This window comes from Haloarcula sp. Atlit-7R (assembly GCF_003666065.1).
GTDB classification, from domain to species: domain Archaea; phylum Halobacteriota; class Halobacteria; order Halobacteriales; family Haloarculaceae; genus Haloarcula; species Haloarcula taiwanensis.
In genome coordinates, this window is sequence record NZ_QXIK01000019.1 from 14,173 (window position 1) to 37,559 (window position 23,387).

26 protein-coding genes are annotated in these 23,387 nt (G+C 63.5%); 11 read left to right on the forward strand and 15 right to left on the reverse strand.

All coding sequences use genetic code 11. The features are described from left to right. The first annotated feature begins 45 nt into the window (after window positions 1–45). The 3 genes from D3D01_RS20545 (at window position 46) to D3D01_RS20555 (ending at window position 3,133) form a co-directional block, all read left to right on the forward strand. On the forward strand, window positions 46–648 hold the full coding sequence (locus tag D3D01_RS20545; protein ID WP_121513579.1) for a class I SAM-dependent methyltransferase: 603 nt from the start codon (window positions 46–48) through the stop codon (window positions 646–648). A gap of 532 nt (window positions 649–1,180) precedes the next feature. Beyond that, a complete protein-coding gene (locus tag D3D01_RS20550; RefSeq protein WP_121513580.1) occupies window positions 1,181–2,044 on the forward strand; it encodes a fumarylacetoacetate hydrolase family protein in 864 nt (287 codons plus the stop codon). 324 nt (window positions 2,045–2,368) lie between these two features. Next, window positions 2,369–3,133: an IclR family transcriptional regulator gene (locus D3D01_RS20555; protein ID WP_101350387.1), complete on the forward strand. Its 765-nt coding sequence runs from the start codon at window positions 2,369–2,371 to the stop codon at window positions 3,131–3,133. A gap of 668 nt (window positions 3,134–3,801) precedes the next feature. Here the strand turns inward: D3D01_RS20555 and D3D01_RS24325 are convergent. Further along, window positions 3,802–3,978, reverse strand: a complete 177-nt coding sequence (locus D3D01_RS24325) for a hypothetical protein (protein ID WP_199722304.1) — start codon at window positions 3,976–3,978, stop codon at window positions 3,802–3,804. 89 nt (window positions 3,979–4,067) lie between these two features. On the opposite strand from D3D01_RS24325, the gene D3D01_RS20560 reads away from it, so the two are divergent. After that, the gene (locus D3D01_RS20560) at window positions 4,068–4,466 is read left to right on the forward strand and encodes a hypothetical protein (protein WP_101350386.1); all 399 of its coding nucleotides are present in this window, start codon (window positions 4,068–4,070) and stop codon (window positions 4,464–4,466) included. A gap of 27 nt (window positions 4,467–4,493) precedes the next feature. On the opposite strand, the gene D3D01_RS20565 is transcribed toward D3D01_RS20560, so the two are convergent. The 4 genes from D3D01_RS20565 to D3D01_RS20580 are packed head-to-tail and all read right to left on the reverse strand — an operon-like array spanning window position 4,494 to window position 10,016. Then, entirely contained in the window at window positions 4,494–5,537 is a 1,044-nt protein-coding gene (locus tag D3D01_RS20565) for a cytochrome b/b6 domain-containing protein (RefSeq protein WP_101350385.1), read from the reverse strand. Continuing rightward, entirely contained in the window at window positions 5,534–5,944 is a 411-nt protein-coding gene (locus D3D01_RS20570) for a hypothetical protein (protein ID WP_101350384.1), read from the reverse strand. The genes D3D01_RS20565 and D3D01_RS20570 overlap by 4 nt, the downstream gene beginning before the upstream one ends. Then, complete coding sequence (locus D3D01_RS20575) at window positions 5,941–6,603, reverse strand: 4Fe-4S dicluster domain-containing protein (RefSeq protein ID WP_101350383.1); 663 nt, start codon at window positions 6,601–6,603, stop codon at window positions 5,941–5,943. The genes D3D01_RS20570 and D3D01_RS20575 overlap by 4 nt, the downstream gene beginning before the upstream one ends. A gap of 11 nt (window positions 6,604–6,614) precedes the next feature. After that, on the reverse strand, window positions 6,615–10,016 hold the full coding sequence (locus tag D3D01_RS20580; protein ID WP_121513581.1) for a formate dehydrogenase subunit alpha: 3,402 nt from the start codon (window positions 10,014–10,016) through the stop codon (window positions 6,615–6,617). Window positions 10,017–10,251: 235 nt separating this feature from the next. Here D3D01_RS20580 and D3D01_RS20585 point away from each other — a divergent pair, with 235 nt between their 5' ends. Next, on the forward strand, window positions 10,252–12,384 hold the full coding sequence (locus D3D01_RS20585) for a 4Fe-4S dicluster domain-containing protein (RefSeq protein ID WP_121513582.1): 2,133 nt from the start codon (window positions 10,252–10,254) through the stop codon (window positions 12,382–12,384). Continuing rightward, the gene (locus D3D01_RS20590) at window positions 12,381–13,007 is read left to right on the forward strand and encodes a molecular chaperone (protein ID WP_121513583.1); all 627 of its coding nucleotides are present in this window, start codon (window positions 12,381–12,383) and stop codon (window positions 13,005–13,007) included. The genes D3D01_RS20585 and D3D01_RS20590 overlap by 4 nt, the downstream gene beginning before the upstream one ends. A gap of 1 nt (window position 13,008) precedes the next feature. On the opposite strand, the gene D3D01_RS20595 is transcribed toward D3D01_RS20590, so the two are convergent. Genes D3D01_RS20595 through D3D01_RS24330 form a run of 3 tightly spaced genes read right to left on the reverse strand, consistent with a single transcriptional unit; the run spans window position 13,009 to window position 13,659 of the window. Beyond that, window positions 13,009–13,242: a hypothetical protein gene (locus tag D3D01_RS20595; protein ID WP_101350379.1), complete on the reverse strand. Its 234-nt coding sequence runs from the start codon at window positions 13,240–13,242 to the stop codon at window positions 13,009–13,011. After that, window positions 13,235–13,510: a hypothetical protein gene (locus D3D01_RS20600; RefSeq protein WP_101350378.1), complete on the reverse strand. Its 276-nt coding sequence runs from the start codon at window positions 13,508–13,510 to the stop codon at window positions 13,235–13,237. Before D3D01_RS20600 ends, D3D01_RS20595 begins: the two co-directional genes overlap by 8 nt. Then, window positions 13,510–13,659 (reverse strand): hypothetical protein, encoded by a 150-nt coding sequence (locus D3D01_RS24330; RefSeq protein ID WP_198560178.1) that lies wholly within the window; start codon window positions 13,657–13,659, stop codon window positions 13,510–13,512. The genes D3D01_RS20600 and D3D01_RS24330 overlap by 1 nt, the downstream gene beginning before the upstream one ends. 97 nt (window positions 13,660–13,756) lie before the next feature. On the opposite strand from D3D01_RS24330, the gene D3D01_RS20605 reads away from it, so the two are divergent. Beyond that, complete coding sequence (locus D3D01_RS20605) at window positions 13,757–14,974, forward strand: hypothetical protein (protein ID WP_121513584.1); 1,218 nt, start codon at window positions 13,757–13,759, stop codon at window positions 14,972–14,974. A gap of 39 nt (window positions 14,975–15,013) precedes the next feature. On the opposite strand, the gene D3D01_RS24890 is transcribed toward D3D01_RS20605, so the two are convergent. From D3D01_RS24890 to D3D01_RS20625, 6 genes are read right to left on the reverse strand one after another with little or no spacing between them, the layout of a single operon-like run. Further along, window positions 15,014–15,142: a hypothetical protein gene (locus tag D3D01_RS24890; RefSeq protein ID WP_255410190.1), complete on the reverse strand. Its 129-nt coding sequence runs from the start codon at window positions 15,140–15,142 to the stop codon at window positions 15,014–15,016. 44 nt (window positions 15,143–15,186) lie between these two features. Continuing rightward, window positions 15,187–15,531, reverse strand: a complete 345-nt coding sequence (locus D3D01_RS20610; protein ID WP_198560177.1) for a hypothetical protein — start codon at window positions 15,529–15,531, stop codon at window positions 15,187–15,189. Continuing rightward, the gene (locus tag D3D01_RS24335) at window positions 15,528–15,671 is read right to left on the reverse strand and encodes a hypothetical protein (RefSeq protein ID WP_199725537.1); all 144 of its coding nucleotides are present in this window, start codon (window positions 15,669–15,671) and stop codon (window positions 15,528–15,530) included. Before D3D01_RS24335 ends, D3D01_RS20610 begins: the two co-directional genes overlap by 4 nt. Continuing rightward, window positions 15,668–15,934, reverse strand: a complete 267-nt coding sequence (locus D3D01_RS20615) for a hypothetical protein (protein WP_121513585.1) — start codon at window positions 15,932–15,934, stop codon at window positions 15,668–15,670. The genes D3D01_RS24335 and D3D01_RS20615 overlap by 4 nt, the downstream gene beginning before the upstream one ends. Window positions 15,935–15,982: 48 nt before the next feature. Then, on the reverse strand, window positions 15,983–16,714 hold the full coding sequence (locus D3D01_RS20620; RefSeq protein WP_121513586.1) for a hypothetical protein: 732 nt from the start codon (window positions 16,712–16,714) through the stop codon (window positions 15,983–15,985). After that, window positions 16,711–18,483, reverse strand: a complete 1,773-nt coding sequence (locus D3D01_RS20625) for an aldehyde ferredoxin oxidoreductase family protein (protein ID WP_121513587.1) — start codon at window positions 18,481–18,483, stop codon at window positions 16,711–16,713. Before D3D01_RS20625 ends, D3D01_RS20620 begins: the two co-directional genes overlap by 4 nt. Before the next feature lie 86 nt (window positions 18,484–18,569). Here D3D01_RS20625 and D3D01_RS20630 point away from each other — a divergent pair, with 86 nt between their 5' ends. Next, a complete protein-coding gene (locus tag D3D01_RS20630) occupies window positions 18,570–19,175 on the forward strand; it encodes a molybdenum cofactor guanylyltransferase (protein ID WP_121513588.1) in 606 nt (201 codons plus the stop codon). A 27-nt stretch (window positions 19,176–19,202) separates the two neighbouring features. On the opposite strand, the gene yqeC is transcribed toward D3D01_RS20630, so the two are convergent. After that, entirely contained in the window at window positions 19,203–19,922 is a 720-nt protein-coding gene (gene yqeC, locus D3D01_RS20635) for a selenium cofactor biosynthesis protein YqeC (protein WP_121513589.1), read from the reverse strand. 106 nt (window positions 19,923–20,028) lie between these two features. Here yqeC and moaA point away from each other — a divergent pair, with 106 nt between their 5' ends. The 3 genes from moaA to D3D01_RS20650 all read left to right on the forward strand — a co-directional run bounded on the left by moaA (window position 20,029) and on the right by D3D01_RS20650 (window position 23,385). Next, window positions 20,029–21,111, forward strand: coding sequence for a GTP 3',8-cyclase MoaA (moaA, locus tag D3D01_RS20640; RefSeq protein ID WP_121513590.1), 1,083 nt, complete (start codon window positions 20,029–20,031; stop codon window positions 21,109–21,111). A 51-nt stretch (window positions 21,112–21,162) separates the two neighbouring features. Further along, window positions 21,163–22,248, forward strand: coding sequence for a putative sulfate/molybdate transporter (locus D3D01_RS20645; protein WP_121513591.1), 1,086 nt, complete (start codon window positions 21,163–21,165; stop codon window positions 22,246–22,248). Window positions 22,249–22,371: 123 nt separating this feature from the next. Then, entirely contained in the window at window positions 22,372–23,385 is a 1,014-nt protein-coding gene (locus D3D01_RS20650; RefSeq protein ID WP_121513592.1) for a bifunctional oligoribonuclease/PAP phosphatase NrnA, read from the forward strand. The last annotated feature ends 2 nt before the right edge of the window (window positions 23,386–23,387 follow it).

The window sequence follows — 23,387 nt, forward strand, 5'->3', positions numbered from 1 at the left end:
CGACCGTTCCGGCAGAACTTTCCGTCTTCCCCACCCGAGTTGACCGTGGACTCTACCGACATTCGCGAGGAGTGGGCCGACCGGTCCGGCGGGTACTCCCCCGCGTATTATGCCTACTATGGAGCGGACGAGACGAGTGAGCTGGTGCAGTCGATACTTGCAGAGCATGTCGAGCGAGACGCGGCTATTCTAGAGGTCGGGTGCAGTTCCGGGCGGCACCTCGCCGCATTGTCCGACGCTGGCTACTCTGATCTAACCGGAGTCGATATCAACGCCGACGCGCTGGACATCCTTGCCAAGACGTATCCCGAACTCGCGGCCGACGGTTCGTTCCACGCGATGGCTATCGAGGACTTCGTCACGGATGTCGCGGATGACACGTACGATGCCGTTTTTTCAGTCGAAACCCTCCAGCACCTCCATCCGGATGTCGACTGGGCGTTCGAGGAACTGTCACGGATCGTGGATGACCTGCTAATCACCGTCGAGAACGAAGGTGGCGACGCAGGTGAAGTAAACTACGTCGATGACAACGTCCCGCTGTACTATCGGGACTGGAAGGCGGTGTTCACAGACTGTGGACTTATCGAAGTAGATTCGATAGATGGAAAGCGCGATACTGTTCGGATTTTTCGCGTTCCCAAGTAAAATTGATATAAAAAACGCTGTATTCAGTCTAGTAATAACATATATCAATAATATCGGTTTATACACTCGAATATGGGTAAGAAAATACCGAGTGTGGTTGTAACCGTGTGGGCAGTGCTTGCAGAATTCGCGTGCGATTCATCTATTGCTTGTGACTTGTTGCAAATGGACATTACAAAGATGGTGGCGGATTGAAAGCCGTAATGCTATCACTCAAACACCTGTGCCTCGAATAGGAACTGGGCTGCTGGGTCTCACGACACACACTGGGATATCAGAATAACGTATGTACGTCTGTCATTCAAACTGTTCCGTATTGCTGAACAGAGATCAGCCTGATTGAAAGGTGGTTGTTGCCCGACGGCAGGAAGTTGGGCGTGTGTAGCTCTGTGGAACATAGTGGTTGCGCCCAATTACTTGTCTACCGCCGGATAGCCGCCTTCCACAGCAAATATCAGTGCGGTCTTACGACAGGCAAGAGCCATACGTTGGCAGCACAAGATTCATGTAGTGTTGCAGTTTGCATCTCTGTATGAGATACTACCAGCTACGCGACGGGAACTCACAGCGGTTAGCGGTCGAAACTGGGGACAGTACGTACGATTTGACCAGCGTCAAGCCCCAGCTCCGAACGTTCCGTGACCTCCTCAAATCATCGTCGATTGCGGAGACCGCGCCGGACGAACTCAGCGCCCGCCACCTCGATGCTGCCGAGGCAGTGTCCGAACAGCGGCTCGGAGCTGATGCGACCGATCCCGTTACTGCCGACGAAGTCTGGGCCGCTGGCGTGACATACCAGATCAGCGAAGAAGCGCGGACGGAGGAAAGCGACACGCCCGAGATGTACCTCGACGTGTACGACGCGGAGCGACCGGAGATATTCTTCAAATCGACGCCGAATCGGACTGTCGGTCCCGGCGAAGCGGTCGGTATCCGAGCCGACTCAGACTGGGACGTGCCCGAGCCTGAGCTCGCGGTTGTTCTCTACGAAGGAGAGATCGTCGGCTACACTGTCGGCAACGACATGAGCAGTCGGTCTATCGAGGGGCAGAACCCGCTGTACCTGCCCCAGGCGAAGGTGTACGACCGCTGTTGTTCGGTCGGCCCGGCCGTCGCCACGGACATCGAGGACCCGCACTCGCTGACGCTCTCGATGTCGATTCACCGTGACGGCAACCGTGTCTATCACGGCGAGACCAACACCAGCGAGATGAAACGCACCTGCGAGGAACTCGTTTCGTACTACACCGCACACAACGCAGTCCCCGAGCTGTCAGTGCTACTCACCGGTACTTCGCTCGTTCCCGACGACGATTTCACGCTGCAGGAGGGAGATGAAGTCACTATCGACATCGAGTCCATCGGAACGCTGAAAAATCCCGTTACAGTCGTCTGAGCGACCATCGGACCGAGCACGGGTCAGTACCCGCTTTGGATAGGGTGTCACAGCGTGATACCCCGCTCACCCCTCGGCTTGATTTCGATTGTGCGCCTGTGTGTGGGTCTGGTAGGGATGTGCGCCGACGGAGTTATTACACTTCATTTGACTGCCCGCGCCGTGGGTATCACTGTCTGCGACAATCGGCCGAAACAGACGCGCTACAGTCTGCAATGAGGTGCTATTGATATGCCATGACCGGGACCAGTGTGCCGTCGAAGCCACCGCTCTGTCCCAGATGTTTGAACAACTGTTTAATACGAGGGCGTACCATGACCGGGTATGGCAAAGACCGCTCAAAACCCAGTCAAATCCGCCGAGACGACATTCGAGGTGCTTGACGCACTGAAAGACCTCGATGGGGCCGGAGTCACCGAACTGGCACAGCACCTCGGCATCCCGAAGAGCACGGTTCACAACTACTTGAGCACGCTGGAGCAAGAAGAGTACGTTGTCAACAGAGACGGCGTGTACGAGGTCGGACTCCGATTCCTGGAACTGGGCGCGTACGCCCGTCACCGGGAGAAACTGTTCGAGATTGCGAAGCCAGAAGTTGATCGGCTGGCTGCAGAAACCGGCGAACTCGCGAATATTCTTGTCGAAGAACACGGCCGCGGGTCATACCTGTACCGCGCTCGGGGAGACAAAGCCGTGCAGGTCAAGGCCCACGTCGGAACGCGCGTTCCGCTTCATACGACAGCGCTCGGAAAAGCGATTCTCGCACACATGCCGACCGAACGGATTGATGCGATCGTCGACCGCCACGGACTCGGTGGGGAGGCCAGCAAGTCGATACGCACCAGAGCGGAGCTGGAGCAAGAATTAGCGGACGTTCGGGAGCGCGGCGTCGCTTTCGACGACGAAGAGCGTCTCGAAGGGCTTCGCTGCGTCGCTGCCCCAGTGCTCAACCACGATGACGACATTCTCGGTGCGATCAGCGTCTCGGGACCGACCAATCGGTTCCGTGGCGATCGGTTCCGCGAGGAACTCCCGCAGAAAGTACTGGAAGTCGCCAACGTGATTGAGCTGAACGTCACCTATTCGTGACGGCAGTGTTCAGCGACGGGGAACGATAGTACAATCCTGTGGACGCCACGCTTGAGCAGCGTACTTTCGACAACACGGCCGTACTCGGACAGCGATTGTAGCACAACACAGACCGGTCAAGGGAGAACTCGAAGTGCACGTAAGCGTTTGCCACGTATTATATCGTCACATAACACCCGTAAGGGGACACGAGCCCCTGCTTTCATTGGATACTGTTAGTTCGTAGCGTTGGCTGATAACCGGTGTCTCTGCGTATTGTTCCGTATGAGTGAACGGTTGTCAACGTCATCGTACATCGGTCGGTACTGGATGCTACCATGACTCTGCCGTAGTCCGTATCTCAATAATGGATGTACTACTGTTACGCTAACTGAGACACATCGATTACGCGTTTCGTATCACTGGATATGTTCCAAGTAGTAGCTAAACACACCGAATTTCGATGTAGTACGTCTGAATATCTGTTTTAGACACAATTTTTCGAAATATAGTACTAACACAGCAGCGTAGATGCAAATAGCGCGAAATATATTCGAGTTTTGGATAGAGACAACTATATTCTACTGGTACTGAGATATATTACCACTCATCTGTCTGTATATTTTGCGCAAGGAAGGACACGCTATAGCTATCGCTTCAGCAGTGGCGTGTCAGATCGAGGTGTGCAGTTACGCGAGGAACTGGACGCCCAGCCCCAGCAGGAACAGCACGACGACCCCAATCGAGGATAGTTCGAGCCATCTGGACTGCACGTCAGCGGACCTGATGCTCGCGACGAACAGCGTTCCGACGATACCGACGACGACGACCAGTGCCAGATACACCGCGTTGAGCGCTGATGCCATATGCTATCATTTCACAGCGGTACAGTAAACACTACTGGTTGCACGGCCCCGCCACAACGGTAATGAGAGACAGTCACATAGTCAGGGACATGCGTCTCGAACTGCGAATCTGTAAACACTGCTACGAGGGTGCTCATGGGAACGATCAGAAGACGGCGGTGACACAGGACATGGTCGCCTGCGCCGAACAGGTCCGCGAGTACAAGGACCTCATCGGGCTTGATGCGCTCTATATCACGAAGGTGACGGAAGGCGACCCCGGCGGCGCGGAAGCACTGGATGTCATCGTCGCCAGCATCGAGGGCGATCAGGTCGCGCTCTCCGACACACAGCTGGTCATGGAGGACGGCGACGGCAACATGCTCGTCTATCCGGAACCCAAAGACATTCTCAAGGTCCTGACGCGGAACCTGAACCAGATTCAGGAGCAGACCCGACAGGATGTCGGCGTCGAGCTATCGCCGGAAGGACAGGCACTCATCGCGTAGCTGCACAGAAAACGGTTCTCAGTCGGGTCAGTTCTCGGTGTCGTCTGATTCAGGCTGGCCGCCGTCGGTCTGGGGTTCGCCTCCGTCGGCCGCAGTCGTCGGCTCCCGCTCCTGCTCTAACTGCTGTTCCCAGCGGATGCGCAGGACGTTTCCGTACATCGAGAGCACGAGGCCGACGCCGAGCACGACCATCCCGAGGTTGATACCGACGGTCAACAGGATGCTCGACGGTCCGCCGCCGATGGCAATTTCACGCGGGACCGGATAGCCCTCGTCGAAGATGCTCCCGATGAGCACCGAGACGATGCCGATGACGGTCATCGCGCCGAAGACAGTCGAGACCGTTCGCCACGACGGGGACAGCGAGAGGCGCTCAATCCCCGTGGTGTCCGGCTCCTCATCGTCGTCGCCGTGGTGCTCGGGCACCATGCTCCGGGGGATGAACGCCTTCGTCTCGACGGGGTAGAAGGCGGGGTGCATCCCGTGCTCGAAGATGTGGAACATGACCCCCATCAGCATGATGACGCCCAGCAGGCCGTGGAACGTCACGAAGGCCATCGCGGCCGCCTTGGTCTGGAACATCGCAGCGAGGCCGGTCTTGCTCCAGATGAGCAGCCCCGAAATCGCAAGCAGGGTCAGCTCGATGGAGAAGATGAACACGACGCCCTTGCCGATGTAGGACAGCAGCGGGACCTCGTCGGCCTTGTAGCCGGCGAACTGCCGGGCGCTCGGGTGCCGTTCGTCGACCCGGCCGAGCACGAACTGGATGTCCTGAATGAACGCGTCGACATCGTCTTTCGCCGGGAGAATCTTCGCGAAGTTGCTCCGTCCGGTCGAGGAGATCACCTGCAGTGTGATCCAGAAGACGACGAGCGCGACCAGCCCGATGCCGGTGATGCGGTGTATCGCCGTCACACCGGAGGCCCCGCCCATCAGCGTCAGCATCCACCACAGTTCGTCGTTGAACATGATGGCGTAGCCGGTGAAAAACAGCAGGAACACGTCAAGGCCCAGCAGCGAGTGGAACAGGGTCGTCACGCGCGTGAACTTCCCGTGGTCTAGGTTGCTCACGAGCTGTCACCTCCCTGTCCTTCACCGGGAGCCGGCGAGCCACCGTCGGCCGCGACGGCCTCGCCCACGTCCTCTCCCGGGTCGCGCATCTGGCCGGCGAGCCGCTGGAACGCCGCCCAGTGGATGAACACCATCACGAGGATGAACGCGCCCATGATGACGTCGGCCGCGTGGATGAGCGCGATGAGGAAATCGAGCGCGGGGATGGTGTTGCCGAACACCCAGTCCGCGCCGATACCGCCGCCCTCGACGCTTGGATTGACCCGGTACAGCGACTCGTAGCCGAGCCTGAATCCCTGTGCCCAGAACAGCGCCAGCCCTGCGACCACGAGGCCGACGACCGCGCTGACGAGCACCGAGACGCGGCTGTAGCCGTTCACCTCTGGAAGGTCTTCTGTGTTTGTCATTGGAACTCACTGGCGTCCTCGCCAAAGATGATGTCCATGGCGACGTCGTTGAAGAAGGTGCCACTGTCCCTGTTGTCCAGTTCGTCCGAGATCTGTTCAGGCGTTCCGACCAGAATCGCGTCAGTGGCACACTCCTCGGCGCAGGCCGGCCCCTTGCCGACGTCCTGGCGCTCCTCGCACATGGTACACTTGTCCATATTGCCGCCGCTGCCGACGAGGTTGGCGACCCCCTCGTCCTCGTCGGGGAACTGGGGCGCGCCGAAGGGGCACGCAGAGAGGCAGTACTGACAGCCGATACAGAGGTCGTCTCGGACCCGGACGAAGCCGTTCTCCTTCGAGATGAGCGAGTCGGTCGGACACACCGACACACACGGCGCGTTCGAGCAGTGGTAACACTGCATCGGCACCGCGGTCTCGCCGGGCGATTCGCTCTGTTCCATCGCTCGACCGCTGCTCGCGTTGAGCCCGGAGGCTGCCTCCTGGCCTTCGAGCATCGTCGCGATACTGATTCGCTGTTCGTCCCGTGGGACATCCCACGTACGCTTACAGGAGACGACACAGCCGCCACAGTCGATGCACGCTTCGACGTCCGGGAAGATGCGCGCGTCCTCGCCGGTACTCATCACGCCGTCGTGCATTACTTCATTTCCTGTTGACATACTAGCTCACCTCATTGCACCGTCGAGTTGTCGCGGACGTCGAAGTCCTTCTGGGTCCCGACGTCGTTCACGTCCTGCGGGAAGTCGAAGTCGAGGTCCACGTCGATGTTGTACCGGTCCAGTATCGCCGGTGTCGCCGGGTTGACCGCGACCATCGACACCTTTGTCTCCTGCATCTGTGTCTCTACGTCGTAGCCCCGGGACGTGATGGCGTTCGCCGAGTCCCCGATGGCGTAGGGGACGTGGCCGTCGGGATACTTGTCCTCCAGACTCTCGCCTTTAAATACGCCGCCCCAGTGATACGGCAGGAACACTTCCTGGTCGTTCGGCCGGTCCGTCACGCGGGCTTTCACCAGCACGGAGCCACGGTCCGTCGAGGAGATGACCACGAGATCACCGCCGTCGACGCCGAGTTCTTCCGCCTTGTTCGGCGTAATCTCCGCGTACATGTGCGGCTGGAGGTCGGCGGTGTGGATGTTGTTTCGCGTCTCCGCGCCGCCGCCCTGATGTTCGACCTGCCGCCCGCTGGTCATGATGGTGTCAAGATCTGGACCGTCGTCCTGGTTATGGATGATATCTGTGGCCCGTTCCTGCTCGACGAGGTTGTTCTGGTCGAGGCGGTAGAAGTTCCGCTGTTGGCCGTTCGCTGGCCACTCGTTCAGCAGTTCCGTGTCCGGCCCCTCGATGGGTTCGCGGTGGACCGGCACCTTGTCGAGGAAGCTCCAGACGACGGCCCGTGCCCGGCCGCGCCCGGTCGGCGCGTCGGGCTGTTTGAAGTCGTATTGCTCGTAGAACTCGGGGTCGACGCCTTCCCCGATCATCGTTTCGAGGTACTCGTCGAACACCGCACTTCCGGTGTCAGGGTTGTTCAGCGCCTGCGCAGCGGTGTACACCGACTCCTGATTGTCGAGTGCGTACTGCTGTGGGATGGTGAGTTCGTCCGGCTGGACCTCCTGAGTAGGGTCGACGAGGCTCTGTGGCGGCGTCACTTTCCAGCCCGGATACTCCGGGATGCCGTGGATCATGCCGTCCGCAGCCGTATCGTCGTCGTCGGCCCACTCGGGGTTGTACGGCGCACGGGTCAGGTCAAGCGCTTCTTCCTGACTCTCGTACCGGTCGCCGACGGCGTCGAGCGTCTCCTGCATCGGGTAGTCGTCGTCGGTCGGCATCGCCTCCCAGTCCTCCGGCGTGGGTGCCTGGACGCCCCAGCGGGTCCGGAAGTCCTGCCCTCCGTTGTTGGGGTCCAAGTCGTCGTTCCAGATAATCGGGGTGCCCGGGTGGTCCTCGCCCCAGCAGGGCCAGGGGAGCATCCAGTACTCGCCTGCGACCGGCGTTCCTTCGGCCCCTTTGAGGTCCTCGTTGGAGAACGCCCAGTCGTACTCTAAGTGTTGCTGGAGGCGCTCGGGGGTCTGCCGGTAGCCGATGGTGTTGGTCCCGAGGTTGAACTCCCGGACGACGCCCTCGTAGCTGGACTTGCCGTTGTACAGCTCCGAGCCTGCGCCCCAGTCGAAGTGCTCGCCAAAGCCGAGATAGCCGGCCAGCTCCTGCATTATCTGGAGGTCCGGCTTGGAGTTGTGGGCCGGCCCGCGGACCGGCTCGGACCACTGCACCGACCGGTTCGTGTTGGTCAGCGACCGGTAGTGTTCGTACTGGCTCGACGCCGGCAACAGCAACACCGGCGGGCCGTCCTCGTAGTCCGGGAGGACGCTCGCGACCGAGGGGAACACATCGATAACGACCAGCAGGTCGAGGTTCTCCATCCCCTCTTTCATCTGCTCCATCTCGCTGATGGAGTTCGCCGAGTGCCCCCAGAAGAACGCGATTTTCGTCTGGTCGGGCTGGTATATCGGCGTCTCCTGGTACCGGTCCTCCCGGTCGAGCGCCGACTCGAACCAGCGGGCCACCGTCAGCCCGTTCTGGAACATCATCGAGTTCTCCGCCGGGTTGTTCGGCCCGTGGTCGGCGTTCGGCGGTAGCGAGTCGGCGTCCTCGCTCCCTTCGTAGTTCGGGCTCTGGCGGACATACTTCTCCGGCGGCATCAGTTCGAACCGGTTGTACATGTCCGCAAACGATGTGTCGCCGCTGGTCTCCGGGGTCCGGTCCCAGATTTCGGCCCACCAAGACCAGCCGCCGGCTGAGAGACCGTAATACCCCGGCAGGATATGGCTCGCGACCGCGAGGTCGGTCGCACCCTGGACGTTTGCGTGGCCACGCATCACCTGGAGGCCGCCGCCGCTCCGGGCCGCGCTCCCGGAAGCGAGACTCGCCATCGCGTACGAGCGGATGTTCTGGGTCCCGTTGTTGTGCTGGGTCCCGCCCATCGCCCACTCGATCTGGATGTGGGGCCGGGCCTCGTCTATCATGTCGGCGATGCGCTCGATGTCCTTGGCGGACACCCAGGTTATCTCCTCGACGGTCTCCTTGTCGTACTGGTCGAGTTCAGCGTCGACGTCCTCCCAGCCCTGGACGCGGTCGGTGAGCATGTTCTGCCCGCTGTCGTCCGCGTCCGGGTCCATCGCGAGCCCGTGCTTGTCCCGGAGCTCTTTGATGATACCCATCATCAGGGCCACGTCGGTGCCCGGCCGGAACCGCATGAACTCGTCGGCGTGGGCCGAGGTCTTGGTGAACCGCGGGTCCAGATTGAGGATGGTCCCGCCGCGTTTCTGCCCCTCGAGGATGTGCTGCATCGCGATGGGGTGTGCCTCGGCGGGGTTCTGGCCGATGATGATATTCAGGTCGAAGTTCCGGTAGTCCTGAACGGTGTTCGTCATCGCGCCGTAGCCCCAGGTGTTTGCCAGCCCAGTCACCGTCGTGGAGTGGCAAATCCGGGCCTGGTGGTCGATGTTGTTCGTGCCCATGAACGCCGCCAGCTTCCGGATGGCGTAGGCCTCCTCGTTGGAGTGGTGGGCGCTGCCGAGCAACATCACGCTCTCGCGGCTGTGCTCCGCGTCGACGTCGACGGCCTCGTCCGGTGAGGTGTCGTCGTCGGGCCACAGCGCCCGGATGTCCGTCGCCAGGCGGTCGTAGGCCTCGTTCCACCCCATCTTGCGCCACTCCCCGTCCTCCTGTATCATCGGGTGCTTGAGACGCTTCTCGGAGTGTTCGGTCTCGTAGATGCCAGCCCCTTTCGAACACAGCGACCCGGCGTTTATCGGGTGTTCGTGCCATGGCTCCATGCCGACGAAGGAATTACCCTGTCGCTCGCCGCGGAAGCCACAGCCCACCGAACAGTAGTTGCAGATTGTCTTGGTCAGTTCGGTGTCCGTGTCTGCTCCGTCCGTTTCCTCGCCGTCCTCCTGAAGTGCCCGACCAGCGCCGCTGACGCCGAGGGCGACGCCCCCTGCGAGGGCGCTCGCTTTCATAAACGAGCGCCGGTCGAGGTCCAGTGAAACTGGGTCCTGTTGTGTACTCATGGTGAATGGTGCCCACCCATTACCGATGCTGTCCACGTTTGCCACGCAATCTGGTTTGTCATTGTCTAACTAGGCGTGCTACAAATTCACTGTCATGTATGATAAAAGGTGTCATATTTTGCCATGATTATTACTGGGGATTTTTTGACGGGCCAAAATTTTGAGGGTTGTGTTCACGAACACATATGTGAACACTCCGCAAGTTCTATTACTTCGACAGGATTTTGCATGATTAATGAATACAGGTGCCTTTGTGTGTTCCTGTGGGGGGTCGTGTGACATCGACCTCGAAGCGGTACGGGACGGTGTCGACGATGTCGATGTCGTCGCCAGTTCCGAACTGCTCTGCCAGGACGGGCTGGCCGGGATGTCACAGGTCATCGAGGAGTACGACCTCGACCAGATCATCGCGACGACGCCAGAACCGTCGTGTCAGGACCGCATTCGCGGGCTTGCGGACGAGCACGGCCTGCACCCCGAGGCGTCGGTGTTCGTCGACCATCGGGAGACCAACGCCTGGGTCCACGGCGAGGCGGCGGCAACCGACAAGACGGCCCGCCTCATCAACGCGACACGCGCGGGACTTCGCAAGGAAGCACCCTCGCGGACGGTGTCGAAAGACGCCGGCAACCGCGTCGCCGTCGTCGGCGACCCGGGGACCGCCCGGTCGCTGACCGACGACGCCGACGTGACGGTCATCGCGGACGGGCAGGACTTCGCTGACGTGGAAGGGCTGAGCAATGTGACGATAGAGCGCGGGCGCGTTGTCGACATCGAGGGCTCGTACGGCGAGTACGAACTCACGCTGGAAGCCCGCGTTACCGACGACTGCATCGACTGCATGGACTGCGTGCGGGAGGGTCCCGACGGCATGGTGACGGAGTTCCCCGTCGACATCTACCCGGACGCACCGGACGGCGCGTGGACGGACACCTGTCCGACCGACGCCATCGACCTGGCGGGGGTCACGCACACCGTTGAGGTCGACCAAGTCATCTACCCCGGCGGCCGCGACGACGCCCGCGGCGGCCGGCTGGGCTTTTACACCGGCCCGGTCGACGCCGGCACTATCGCCGCCGTCGAATCGCAACTGGGCGGCATCGAGAAGCCGCAGTTCCTCGACCTTGATATGGACGTCTGTGCCGCCGGCGCGTCCAGTCAGGAGGGGTGTACGGCCTGTGTCGACGCCTGTCCCCACGGCGCGGTCGACCGGCCGACCATCGACTCCGTGGAGTTCGACGAGGCCGCCTGCGAGAACTGCGGGGCCTGTACGAGCGCCTGTCCGACGGGCGCGACACAGCTCCGCGAGCCGTCGAACCGCCGGCTCGCACGCGAGGTCGAGGCGCTGCTGGAGGACGACGCCGACGGTGGCCTGCTCTCGCGCGGCGACGGCGGCATCGATACGCAGGTCATCGCGTTCGTCTGCTCGGAGTACGCCATGGAGCGGCTCCGAGCACACGGACGCAAGGCCGTCCAGTCGGGGGACCTCGACTACCCGCCCATCCTCCCGGTCCAGGTCAACTGCACCGACACGGTCGGCGAGGCACACGTCATGCACGCGCTGGCGGCCGGCGCGGACGGCGTCGCCATCGTCGGCTGTGGCGGCTCCTGTCTCCACTCCGGGCCGGACCCCAAGCAGGACCTCGTCGACCGGCTCAGTCAGGCGACGACCGACCTCGGCCTGGGCGACCGCGTCGGCTTTTTCGCCCCGGAAGCGGGCAACCCCGAGGCCTTCGCCGAGTCACTGTCCGGGTTCGTCGAGTTCGGCCTCGACGAGACGCCGATACCGGCCGGCGACTACGAGGCGACGGGCCGCAGCGACGCCGACCGCGAGGAACCCCGCCCCAACCCCGACTTCGACAGCCACGGCTGGACTCTAGAGAGCGTCCGAACCATCCTCGACCACGTCGACCCCGAGCGGGAGGTAATTCGCGGGCTGAAGGACTTCGGCGTCATGGACGTCAGCGACGCGTGCACGCTGACGCCGACCTGTACGAACCTCTGTCCGACCGACGCTATCCAGCGGACCGGCGAGGGCGAACTGGCGTTCAACCACGCGGACTGCGTGAACTGCGGGCTCTGCGAGGAGGGGTGTCCCGAGACGGCGATTACGATGCACGACGGGCTGGACCGCTCCCTGCTCCCGGAGAACCGGGGCGGCGAGGCCTGGGTGACCGTCCACGACGGCGACATGCTCGAATGCGTCCGCTGTGGCAAGCCGTTCACTAGCGTCGCCTCCGCGACCAAGATCGAGGATGAGGTCGGCAGTCAGGTCGAGGGCCTGGCCCCCGACGCCGACCACTCGGTCTTCGAGTACTGTAGCGACTGTCGGAGCCGTCTGCTGTTCGATCAGGGGGAGAAACGATGAACGACGCGGCCGTCTACGAGGCCCGCCTCGAACTGGTCGATTTCGTCATCGATGTGTTCTGGGACGTGCCCGACGAGGCGTTCGTCGAGCGGCTGTTGAGCGGCGACGTGCAGCTACCGGGCGACTCCATCAACGACCAGTTGGACGAGGGCTTCGAGATGCTACGGGCGTGGATCGACGACAACGCGGACCGGTCGGTCTCGGCGGTGCGTGACGACCTCGAACGGGAGTACACGGACCTGCTCGTCGGCCCGCGCCCGCCGGTGTTGCCCCACGAGACGAACTACCGCGAGGACACGGAGTTCATCGGCGAGAGGCTCGCTGAGGTCGATGCCAGCTACGCCGCGGCGGGGTGGGCACCCCCCGAAGACTACCCCGAAGAGGACGACTTCATTGCCGTCGAGCTGGCGTTCCTGCGCTATCTCATCGAACGCCAGCGCGAGGGCGACGAGGAGACCGTCGGCTACGAGCGGGTGTTCATCGAGCAACACCTCAGTGAGTGGGTCGTCGACTTCACCGACGAGATGCGCGAGGAGGCCGACGACGGACTGTTCCTCGCGGCGGCGCTAGTCTGTGAGGGCCTGGTCCGCTTCGAGGACGAAATCGTCGCCCAGATCGGCTAGGCTACTGGATGCGGAGGACGAGCCCCACGCTGGCGACGAGGCCGACGACCAGCAGGACCTTCACCGCGGGCAGCAGGAACGCCATCGCCTGTTCCATGAGAAAGAGCGACCGCCAGGTATTGACCGACTGTGCGATGACTGCGACCGCTCCCGCACCCGCGACCAGCACGCAGAGCAGCGTGACCGACACCGCCGCGACTACCCCGAATGGGTTCACACGCAGTCGCTCACGCATCGGGGACCACCCGTCGACCGACGACGAGGACCACGAACAGCGGCACGAGGACCATCAGGAGGCGGCTGACGAACAGCCCGATGTAGCTGATGGTCGATTCGAGGTGAATCTGCCAGTGCCAGCTCCCCTTGAGTTCGGCGATGAGGCCGATTGTGCCGACAACAAGCAGTGACAGCGCCAGCAGCGTAGCGAGGGTGTAAACCAGAATTCGGAGATATCCGAGAAGTGAAACGGCGGTCAGCCTGGAATTCGATTGCTCGGTGGCCATCAGGTACCCTCTCCGGCCCAGTGCTGCTGATAGATATCGTACGTGATGACGGCGAGGACGACCAGCCCGACACCGAGGACTGCCGCGCCCATATCGGGTGGAAACGGGAGATTGAGTCCCGGTTCCGAGTGAATGGGTATAGTTAACATGAGATGTGATACGGACTGACAAGTAAAAAACCGTTGCGACCTGTTCTCCTGAGACAAAGCTTTTCTCCACGTAGTCCCACCCCTGTGATAGTATACCATGACTTCGCGCCGCGGACTGCTGCTTCGGCTCTCTGCACTCACCGGAGCGGCCGGTCTCAGCGGCTGTTCGTCCTTGCTGGCCAGACAAGCGGAGTCGCCGACGGGTGACCTCGACCCGAACCCGCGAGCCGACGAACTCCCGATACGGCAACACGCCTGGAACGAGCGCCTCCGGAGCGATGCCGCCGGCAACGACCTGCTGCCACATCATTTCCGGCTGTTCATGCTCGACCTCGACACCGAGCCGTCGGATGCAGCCGCGGAGACTGTCGAGCTAGCGATGCGAACACTGGAAGACGCGTATGAATTCAACAGTGCAGGGCTCCTGCACATGCTCGCCTGGGGGACGAACTACTTCGACACCTACGGGTCGCTCGATACGTCCCCGATACGCAGCCCGCGAGTCCTCTCCCGGACGGACGACCCCGACCTGCAGTCTTTCGACGCGATGCTCGTTCTCGCGAGCGACGTTCCCTCGCACCTCGCCGCCGCAGAATCCGCGATGTTCGACACGCGGCCGAGGCTGGCCGATACGGAGATTCAGGGCCGGCTTGGTGACGTGTTCTCCGTCGCCGACCGCCGCGGCGGCTTCATCGGCGAGGGACTCCCGGCGGCCCACGCTGATGCCGAAGGCGTCCCTGCCGACATCCCCGAGGAGTCTTATATGTTCTCTGGCTTTTTTGCCGGCCGGTCCGGCACCCAGGCCAGCGAGGACCGCGTTACAATCGACGACGGCCCCTACGCCGGCGGGACGACGATACACCTCTCACGAATCAACGAGGCGTTCGATACCTGGTGGGAACTCGCCCAGTCCGACCGCGTCAAGCGACTGTTCTCGGCGGAGTTCTCGCCGGCGGACATCGACAGGGGCAACCTCCCTTTCGCCGACATGGTCCGCGAGCACGCGAGCAGCGAGGGGGAGGTCGGCCACTTCGAGAAGGTTGCCCGCGCCCGCAAGGACGGGGAGCCGATTCTTCTCCGGCGGGACTTCAACACGATCGACGGCGGTCAGGCCGGCCTGCATTTCCTCTCACTACAGGAGCACCCGCGTGACTTCGAAGAGGTCCGGGACGCGATGAACGGCTGGTGGCTCCGGGAAGAACACGAAGAGCTCCGGGACCGGCAGAACAACGGTTTGCTGGAGTTCATCGAGGTCGCGTCGCGCTCGAACTTCTACGTCCCGCCACGCGACAAGCGGGCCTTCCCGGCCCCGTAGCCGCCGCTGGTCAGCTGTGAGAATTGAAGGCGGCCGCCGCTACTCCTCGTCGCTCGTCGTGTCATTCTGGTTCACGTCAGCCGGCCAGACGCCGTGGTCCCAGACCTCGAAGCCGTTGAACGTCTCTGTCGCACCTTTGGGTTTCCACTCGCCTTGTTCGTGTGCCATTATGTATCAACTGTCACAGTGACTGGGCTTAAGTTTTGGTGCCGTCACTCAGACGGGGTCCCCGGCGGTTTCTGCTCATCTGTCACTTCGTCGAGGAACGCGTTGGCGTAGAGGTCGACGTGCATCTTCAGAACGGCACTCTCGTCGATCCCGCTCTCTTCGGCCTGTCGACGGAGCAACGCGGCCAGTTCCTCGGTCGGTTCGTACCGTATTTCGCGGCCGTCGACCTCGAAGACCACGTCGTGGGACTGTGAAACGAGGTGTTCAATCTCTAGCAGCGCCTGCTCGACTTTGGTCTCCAGCGCCTCGTCAATGTCCTCTAGCCGCCGGTCGGCCCACTCCTGGGCGGCCTCGTACAGCCGGTCGCTCACCTCGAAGGCGAGCGTCAAAACGACACCCCCTCGCCCTCGAACTCGGGCGTCCACAGCGTCGTCTCCTCACACACCGGACACTCCTGCCGGCGCAGCTGCCCTTCGAACGCCGAGAGGTCTATCATCTGGCCGCATTCCTCGCAGCTGTAGTAGGTCATTCTTCGGATGGCGGCCACGACTGCGGAGCCGGGTCCGTCTCGGTAATCTCGGAGTACAGGACCACGAGCGCCCCGAGTACGATGGTCAACACGAGCACCCCAGCGACCCCGCCCATCGCGTTCTGGCCAACGAATGAGGTTGTCCCGGTCGCGAGGTCGATGGTCGACGCGACATCGAACAGTGTCAGTAAGAGCCAGACGAAGGCTCCCAGTACCACGAACGTGAGTATCTTCGACTGCTGGATCGCGGTTCGAAGTGTCATTGTCGTTCGTGTATGACAATGACCAGCAAGCATTATAAAAATACGGCGTTACCCGTCGACGAGGTCCCAGTCCGCTTTCTCTGCGGCGTCGGCGAGCGGAACGAACTCCCAGCCGGCCCGCTCGGCGACGGGTTCGTCGTCCGGGCGGCCGACCAGGACCATCCGCTCGGCGTAGAACATCGAGTGCTCGTCGATGTCGGCGAGGCGCTCGGCCGGCTCCTGGCCCGCGCCGCTGAAGAAGTCGGCGTCGATGCCGTGGTCGCGCTGGAACTTGTTGATGACGAAGGCGTCGACGTCGCCGACGATACCGACCCAGTCGGCCCACGCCCGCGCCTCGCGGAAGACCAGTTGCGGGTCGGCGAACTGCCGAGCCGCGTCGTATGTCACGGCCATCGTCATGTCGTCGATGCCGCCGCCGTGGGGGCCGCTCGCCTCGACGGCCTCCTCGCCGGCGTCCGGGTCCTCGGCGACATTCGAGGCTGAGTCGGTGTCGGCCGCGGCCGCGCCGCCCGCGCCGCCGCTGTCCGTCGGGATGCCGACCGGCTTGTCCTTGTTCTCCCGCGGGACGTGAGGGACCGGCTGGCTGCCCGGGCTGTCGGCCGATTCGCTGTCCGCGTCTGCGCTCGCGTCCGTGGCGTCGTCAGCCGATGCCGCCCCGTCCCCGGCTGGCACCGGTTCGTCCTCGGGTTCGCCCTCCCCGCTCCAGAACCAGTCGCCCCGGTTCGGCGTCTCTTCGTCGTCCTGTACGTCGAGGTCGTCGAGGTCTATCTGGTCTGTCATTCTCCGAGTGTCCTGCCTGCCGGGAGCGTCGACGGGTCGAGTGCGTCCGTGAGGCCCAGTCGCTCTATCGTCTCGCGGGTGGGCCGGCCGTCGGCGTCCCAGCCGCGCTGGCCGTAGTAGGCGTCGAGCATCGCGTCGAAAGACTTGGCGTCGACCGCCGCGCCCGCGTTCGGTCCCGAATCGAGCGGTTCTTGTAGCTTTGCCGGGAGTTCGTCGTCGGCCCGCGAGACGCCCTCGCGGACATTGAACAGGCGCGTGAGTGTCCAGACGCGCTCACCGACCGTCGCGAGGTCGCCGTCCGTGTCGAGGCCGATAGCGTCGAGCCACTCCGCGCCGAGGTCGTTGAAGGCGTCGCCGACGAAGTCGTCGACGATGAGACACCACAGTGCCGAGCGCTGGTCCTGTTCGCGAACGACGGCCGCGGCCGCCCGCTCGGGGCTCCAGTCGCCGTCGAAGGCCTCCCGCTCGATGGGGAGCGCCCGCCGGTGGCAGGCCCCGCGGTCGCTGGTCGCGTACGCCAGCGCCATGCTCCGCGCGCCGCGGGGGTCGTAGGCGGGCAGTTCCATGGCCTTGACCGTCGGCAGGAGGTCGGCTCCGCCCAGACGGTCTGAAGCCGCATCGACACCGTCGGCCAGAGCGTCGCCGAGCGCTGTCTCCCGCGCGACAATCTCTTCGAGGAGCGCCTGCGCATCGTCGGGACTTCCGTACTCGAGCGAGCGGTCGAGCAGGCCGGCATCGCCGGCCTTGATGGCCCACGCGACGGCGCTCCCGGCGCTGATGAGGTCGAGCCCCAGCCGGTTGCAGGTCTCGCCCAGCGCCGCCACGGCATCGAAGTCGTCGATGCCCAGGCCGGCCCCGAGGCTCATCGCTGTCGCGCCGCGCGGGATGGTCTCGCCGTCTTCGGTCTGGACGCGGAAGCCGCCGGGGCTACCCTCGTCGTCGTACTCCCGGCCTGCGGCGAGTTCTTGGACGGCCTCGATGCCGACGCCGTCGGCGCCCTCGAACTGGCCGTCCTCCCAGCCGCGCGTCGAGAGCGCGCCGACCTCGTTGGCGAAATCGACCGTCTCGACGGTCCCGCTGGCCTGTAGCCACTGGCCGGTGTCGCCCTCGCGGTACCGCTTTGCGTACCGTTCCCGTAACTCCGCGAGGTCCGTCGGCGGGTCGCCGCGCACGACGACGGCTTTCAGCCGTTTTGCGCCCATCACCGCCCCGGCACCGCCTCGCCCGGCGTGGTGTTCGCCGCCGTCGGAGGCGATGGTGGCGAATGCGACGCCCTGCTCGCCGGCCGGCCCGATACACGCCACTGCGGCCTCGGGGAACGCCGCGTCAGTTTCGGCTGTGTCCTGTCCCCACGTCTCGGCGGGTTCGACCGTCGCGCCGTCGTCCTCCACGACAAGTGTGACCGGCTCCGGCGCGCGCCCGGTGACCAGAATCCCGATGTGGTTCCGCAGCGCGCCGGCTAGCGTGTCCGGAAACGTCCCGCCCGCGTACGAGTCGAGGAAGCCGCCGGTCAGGGGCGACTTCGTGACTGCGGCATATCTCGTCTCACCCGGCAACAGCCCCGATACCGGCCCGAGCATGAACAACAGGAGGTTCTCGGGGCCAAGCGGGTCGGTGCCGGTGTCGAGTTCGTCGTACAGGTACCGAGCGCCGAGTCCCTTGCCGCCCACGAACTGGCGACGCCAACCCTCTGGGACCGGACGGCTTTCGACTGACGCCGACGACAGGTCGACGTGGAGCATCCGGTCCCGGTTGGCTACTGTCATCATACCTCACTCCTCCGTCTGTCGACTAAAGGATTATCCCCACCAGCCATGCACGAAGCGCCTTTCTGCCAGAGCCGAGAAGGCAGGGTATGCGCGCAGGCACTATCGTCGCTGGCGGCCGGTCGACGCGGTTCGGCAACAGCGACAAGGCCGTCGCCGACCTCGCTGGCACGCCGATGATTCGCCGCGTCGCCGACCGACTGGGTCAGGTCGTCGACGAACTCGTCGTGAACTGCCGCGAGGACCAGGTTGAGGCAATCGACGGCGCGCTGTCAGGCCACGCCCTCGACCCGACGTTCGCGCTCGATGCGGACCCCGACCAGGGGCCGATGGCGGGCATCGCGACCGGGCTGGAGGCCGTCGACAGCGAGTACGCCGCCGTGGTGGCCTGCGATATGCCCTTTGTCGATCCGACATTCGTCGACTACCTGTTCGAGCAGGCGGCGTCCCACGAGGCCGCAGTTCCGCGCCCGGACGAGTGGTTTCAGACGACGCAGGCAGTGTATCACGCGGACGCGATGCACGACGCCTGCCGGCGAGCGCTGGAGCGCGGCGAGCACAAGGTCGTCGAACCGCTGTTTGACCTCGATTACGTCGTCGTCGAACGCGAGGACGTGCTCGAACACACCACGCTGGAGACGTTCGAGAACCTCAACACCCGCGAGGAGTTCGAGGCCGCGGCCGAGCGGTTTTGAACGAACGGGGCCGGTGTCGGCTCGCTCTCAGACGACTGCCACCAGCGGATCGTCGTCTCGCATTTCCGCGAGCACCACGCGTGGCACGTCGGCGCGGTCGTGAATCGCCTCGGCGACAGCCCGCGCGTTCGTTTCGAGTCTCTCGTCGTCGACCATGTTGAGCAGCGGAATCGCGGTCGCGTCGGCTGGCACATCTTTCAGCCCGCCGCGGCCGCTGGCGAGCACCGCGGCGACATCTCTCGGTCGAATCTCGTCGCCGGGGGCACGCCCTGTGATCGTGGCCACCTCGTCGACCCGATGGACAATGTCGTCCATCAGCGGTTCGCCGACGACGTGTGCGCTCGCGATGGGGACGACCGTCGATGCCGTCGCGGGGAGCTGTGGCTCGCGGTCGCTCGGCGCCTTGAATTCCCGCATCCGCGCGCCGTCAGCTTTCACCAGAATCGGGGACGCGATGTCAGCCAGGTCGGCGACGGTTTCCGGGTCGTAGCCGCGGTAGCGGTCCGGTCGCTCCTGTGCCGGGACGACGCCCAGCGGCCACGCGGTCGCGCCGTCGATGGCTGACCGGGGGCTCTCCGTCACGACAACGTCCGCGACCCAGCCGTCGAAGATGGGTATCCGAACCGTCGCGGTGACGACTGCCTGCTCCAGTCGCGCTGCGAGCGTTGCCATCGTCGTCTTCTTCCCCCCAGCGCCGACGAAGCAGGTGGTCCCATGTCGCCCGTCCAGCGCGTCGACGATGTCCATACACAGTGCAGGGCGGTGGTCTGGTTAATCGTTACCCCGTGTCCGACGACGGAATCGGAACAGTCACGCCATTTAATAGGCTGTGCTGTGAATAGTTAGCAAGGATATGCTCGAAGACGACTTCGGTCGCGAGGTCTCCGGTGTCCGCGTCTCCCTCACCGACCGGTGTAACTTCGACTGCGTCTACTGCCACAACGAGGGGCTGGGCGACACACGGGGCCCGATGGAGGCACAGGATGACGAACTCACTGCCGACACCATCGTGGCTTTCCTCGAAGTCGCCGCCGAATTCGGGGTCGATTCGGTGAAGTTCACCGGCGGGGAGCCGATGCTTCGGGAAGACCTCGAAGAGATTGTCCGGCGCGCCCCCGATGAAATGGAGGTGTCGATGACGACCAACGGCACGTTCCTCCCCGGCCGCGCCCCGGACCTCGTCGACGCCGGACTCGAGCGGGTCAACGTCTCGCAGGACGCCCTCGATAGCGAGGCCTTCGCCGAACTGACACAGAGCGGGGCCTACGACCGGGTTCTCGAAGGCGTCGAAGCGGCGCTGGACGCCGGCCTCGCCCCGGTGAAGCTCAATATGGTCGTCTTCGAGCCGACCGCGGGCTACGTTCCGAAGATGGTCGACCACGTCGCCGAGAACCCCGGCCTCCAGCTCCAACTCATCGAGTACATGCCCGAGCTGGCCGGCCACCCGGAGTGGGCCATCGACATCGACCGCGTCCACGACTGGCTGGAAGACCGCGCCGACAAGGTCGAACACCGGGAGATGCACGACCGCAAGCGCTACTGGATGCACAGCAGTGACGCGGCGGTCGAAAGTAGCGGCGCGACCACATCGCTGGCCGCGTCCGACGGCGGCGTTCGGACGGAGCCGGTCAACAACCACAACAGCGGGATGGTCGAAATCGTCGACCCCGTTGGCAACGAGAACTTCTGTGCGAACTGCCACCGCGTCCGGCTCACCCACGACGGGTATCTCAAGGGCTGTCTGAACCGCAACGACGACCTGCGCGACATCGGCACGACCAAGGAGTCGATGCGCGCCGCGTTCCGCGAGACAGTCGACACCCGCGTCCCCTACTACGGCGAGTACATGGTTGAAACAGAGGACGGCGAGTGGGAGATAAACGAGGCGTACATCGACACTGACGGGGACCGTGCGCCCTACGAGTACTCGGAGTAGCGGCCGCCGCGGGCCGGTACGCTCACTGTTTCGCCGTCGGTACCAACCGTCATGAGTTTCCGGTTTCGCGACCGGACGACGGTTTCGCTGTCGTGGACCGAACTGACCGGAGCAGTCGGGGACTCTGCGACGGTGCTCCCGGTTGTCGTGGCTGTCGCCGTGCTGACAGAGCTTTCGCTCCCGGTCATGCTCGTCTGGTTCGGCGTGTTTCAGGTCGTCTGGGGGCTGTACTACGGTGCTCCGATATCGGTCGAGCCGATGAAGGCTTTCGCCGCGCTGGTCATCGCCGGGACCATTTCGACCGGGGAACTCGTCGTCGCAGGGCTCCTGTTGGCAGTGCTTTTACTCGCGCTTGGCACCACACAGTCGCTCGAAACTGTCAACCAGTACGTCGATGACACTGTTGTTCGTGGGGTACAACTCGGCGTCGCGCTGGTCCTGCTGGAGACCGGCGTCGGTCTCGGACTCGACGACCCGAAGCTCGTGGCCGTCGCCGCCGGTATCGTCGCTGTCCTTGCGGTGGTCGGCTACAGCGGGCAGAGCGCCTTCGCCGTCTTCGTCTTTGGAGCGGCCATCGCCCTCGTGGAGACCGGGGTTCCGACGCCAGCCGTTCCAGCGGTTGACGCCATGTTTATGCTCCCGACGATGACACTGTCGGTGCAGACGGTAGAGGCTATCCTCGCTCAGGTCGCGGTCACGGTCGGTAACGCCGCCCTCGCCACGTCGGTCCTGCTCGCCGATTATTTCGACCAGGACGTATCCGCGGACCAGCTCTCGAACAGCATGGGGCTGATGAATCTGGTCGCGGTTCCTTTCGGCGCGTTTCCGATGTGTCACGGGAGTGGCGGCGTCGCCGGGAAGTACGCTTTCGGGGCCAGAACGCCCGGTGCAAATCTGATACTCGGCGCGGGCTACGTGCTGACCGCGTTCCTCGCTGTCGGTGTCATCGCGGCCTACCCGACGGCGCTTCTCGGGATCATTCTGGTACTGATCGCGCTCCAGTTGGGCTGGACCGGGGTTTCCAGAACGGACGACTTGGCAGCTGTCGCGGCTATCGGTGTCTTCGGTGTGCTCGTCAACCTCGGTCTCGCACTCGTCCTCGGCGTTCTCGTCCAGCAACTGCGCGCCCGGTCGTGAGCATTGCAGCGCGTCCCGCGAGGGCCGCCAACCGTGGCTTTCCGGCTGTTCTTGGCTTCTATACACTGCGTGTCTGCCGGCCCCCACACGCTTGTATCAGGAGGTCGAAGGGACAACTGATAGATGCGCCCTGCAACGGAACTCGAAAATCTGCTTGGAAAGGCCGACTCACTCACTATCGTCTGCCACAACAATCCCGACCCCGACTGTCTTGCCAGCGCGCTCGCGCTCGGTCGCATCGCGGCCGCCATCGGCATCGACGAGCGGCGAATCCTCTACAGCGGCGAGATTTCACACCAGCAGAACCGCTCGTTCGTCAATCTGCTGGAGATGGACCTCCGGGAGTTCGACCCGGCCGACGTGACCGACCGCGAGTCTTCGGAGCTGCTCGCCTTCGTTGACCACTCTGTTCCGGGGTCGAACAACCGGGTCCCCGAAGATGTCTCGGTTGACATCGTCATCGACCATCACCCAGCCGAGGATATCGCGGCCACGTTCGTCGACCACCGGGAAGAGATCGGAGCGACGGCGACGATACTGACCGAGTACCTCCGAGACCTCGACATCGAACTCAATGACCGTCTGGCGACAGCGTTACTGTTTGCCATCCGGCGGGAGACGCTGGGGTTCCTGCGCGGCGTGACGCCGGACGAGTACGGCGCGGCCGGCTTTCTGGCCGACACGGCCGACTCTGGCCTGTTGCGGCAGCTCTCCTCGCCGTCTGTCAGCGGCGCGACCGTCGACGCAATCGCCGACGCAATCGAGAACCGGACGGTCCGCGGGTCGGTGCTGATATCACACGTCGGCCGGACAGGGGAACGGGACGCACTCCCGCAGGCGGCCGACTATCTGGCGACGCTTGAGGGCGTCGAGACAGCCATCGTCTTCGGCATTGTCGAAGACGCTATCCAGCTCAGCGCCCGTTCGACCGACTCCCGGGTCAACATCGGCGACGTGCTGAGCGAGTCCCTGAGCGATGTTGGGAGCGCAGGCGGACACCGCGAGATGGCTGGCGGCGAGGTGCCACTCGGTATCTTCGCCGACTACACGAGTGACGACACCGTCCTCGTCGACATCGTCGGGCAAGTGATCTCGGCGCGGCTGTTTGCCGGATTGAATCTCTCGGAGGAGAGCTAACT

Bases quoted from the DNA above. Each gene is read 5' to 3' on its own strand.
- D3D01_RS24335 (WP_199725537.1), bottom strand. From the start codon at position 15,671: ATGACCTACTACAGCTGCGAGGAATGCGGCCAGATGATAGACCTCTCG.
- D3D01_RS20550 (WP_121513580.1), top strand. From the start codon at position 1,181: ATGAGATACTACCAGCTACGCGACGGGAACTCACAGCGGTTAGCGGTC.
- D3D01_RS24330 (WP_198560178.1), bottom strand. From the start codon at position 13,659: ATGTTAACTATACCCATTCACTCGGAACCGGGACTCAATCTCCCGTTT.
- D3D01_RS24325 (WP_199722304.1), bottom strand. From the start codon at position 3,978: ATGGCATCAGCGCTCAACGCGGTGTATCTGGCACTGGTCGTCGTCGTC.
- D3D01_RS20630 (WP_121513588.1), top strand. From the start codon at position 18,570: ATGCGCGCAGGCACTATCGTCGCTGGCGGCCGGTCGACGCGGTTCGGC.
- D3D01_RS20580 (WP_121513581.1), bottom strand. From the start codon at position 10,016: ATGAGTACACAACAGGACCCAGTTTCACTGGACCTCGACCGGCGCTCG.
- D3D01_RS20560 (WP_101350386.1), top strand. From the start codon at position 4,068: ATGCGTCTCGAACTGCGAATCTGTAAACACTGCTACGAGGGTGCTCAT.
- D3D01_RS24890 (WP_255410190.1), bottom strand. From the start codon at position 15,142: ATGGCACACGAACAAGGCGAGTGGAAACCCAAAGGTGCGACAGAGACG.
- yqeC (WP_121513589.1), bottom strand. From the start codon at position 19,922: ATGGACATCGTCGACGCGCTGGACGGGCGACATGGGACCACCTGCTTC.
- D3D01_RS20625 (WP_121513587.1), bottom strand. From the start codon at position 18,483: ATGATGACAGTAGCCAACCGGGACCGGATGCTCCACGTCGACCTGTCG.
- D3D01_RS20620 (WP_121513586.1), bottom strand. From the start codon at position 16,714: ATGACAGACCAGATAGACCTCGACGACCTCGACGTACAGGACGACGAA.
- D3D01_RS20645 (WP_121513591.1), top strand. From the start codon at position 21,163: ATGAGTTTCCGGTTTCGCGACCGGACGACGGTTTCGCTGTCGTGGACC.
- D3D01_RS20600 (WP_101350378.1), bottom strand. From the start codon at position 13,510: ATGGCCACCGAGCAATCGAATTCCAGGCTGACCGCCGTTTCACTTCTC.
- D3D01_RS20605 (WP_121513584.1), top strand. From the start codon at position 13,757: ATGACTTCGCGCCGCGGACTGCTGCTTCGGCTCTCTGCACTCACCGGA.
- D3D01_RS20555 (WP_101350387.1), top strand. From the start codon at position 2,369: ATGGCAAAGACCGCTCAAAACCCAGTCAAATCCGCCGAGACGACATTC.
- D3D01_RS20615 (WP_121513585.1), bottom strand. From the start codon at position 15,934: ATGACACTTCGAACCGCGATCCAGCAGTCGAAGATACTCACGTTCGTG.
- D3D01_RS20595 (WP_101350379.1), bottom strand. From the start codon at position 13,242: ATGCGTGAGCGACTGCGTGTGAACCCATTCGGGGTAGTCGCGGCGGTG.
- D3D01_RS20575 (WP_101350383.1), bottom strand. From the start codon at position 6,603: ATGTCAACAGGAAATGAAGTAATGCACGACGGCGTGATGAGTACCGGC.
- D3D01_RS20570 (WP_101350384.1), bottom strand. From the start codon at position 5,944: ATGACAAACACAGAAGACCTTCCAGAGGTGAACGGCTACAGCCGCGTC.
- moaA (WP_121513590.1), top strand. From the start codon at position 20,029: ATGCTCGAAGACGACTTCGGTCGCGAGGTCTCCGGTGTCCGCGTCTCC.
- D3D01_RS20590 (WP_121513583.1), top strand. From the start codon at position 12,381: ATGAACGACGCGGCCGTCTACGAGGCCCGCCTCGAACTGGTCGATTTC.
- D3D01_RS20585 (WP_121513582.1), top strand. From the start codon at position 10,252: ATGAATACAGGTGCCTTTGTGTGTTCCTGTGGGGGGTCGTGTGACATC.
- D3D01_RS20650 (WP_121513592.1), top strand. From the start codon at position 22,372: ATGCGCCCTGCAACGGAACTCGAAAATCTGCTTGGAAAGGCCGACTCA.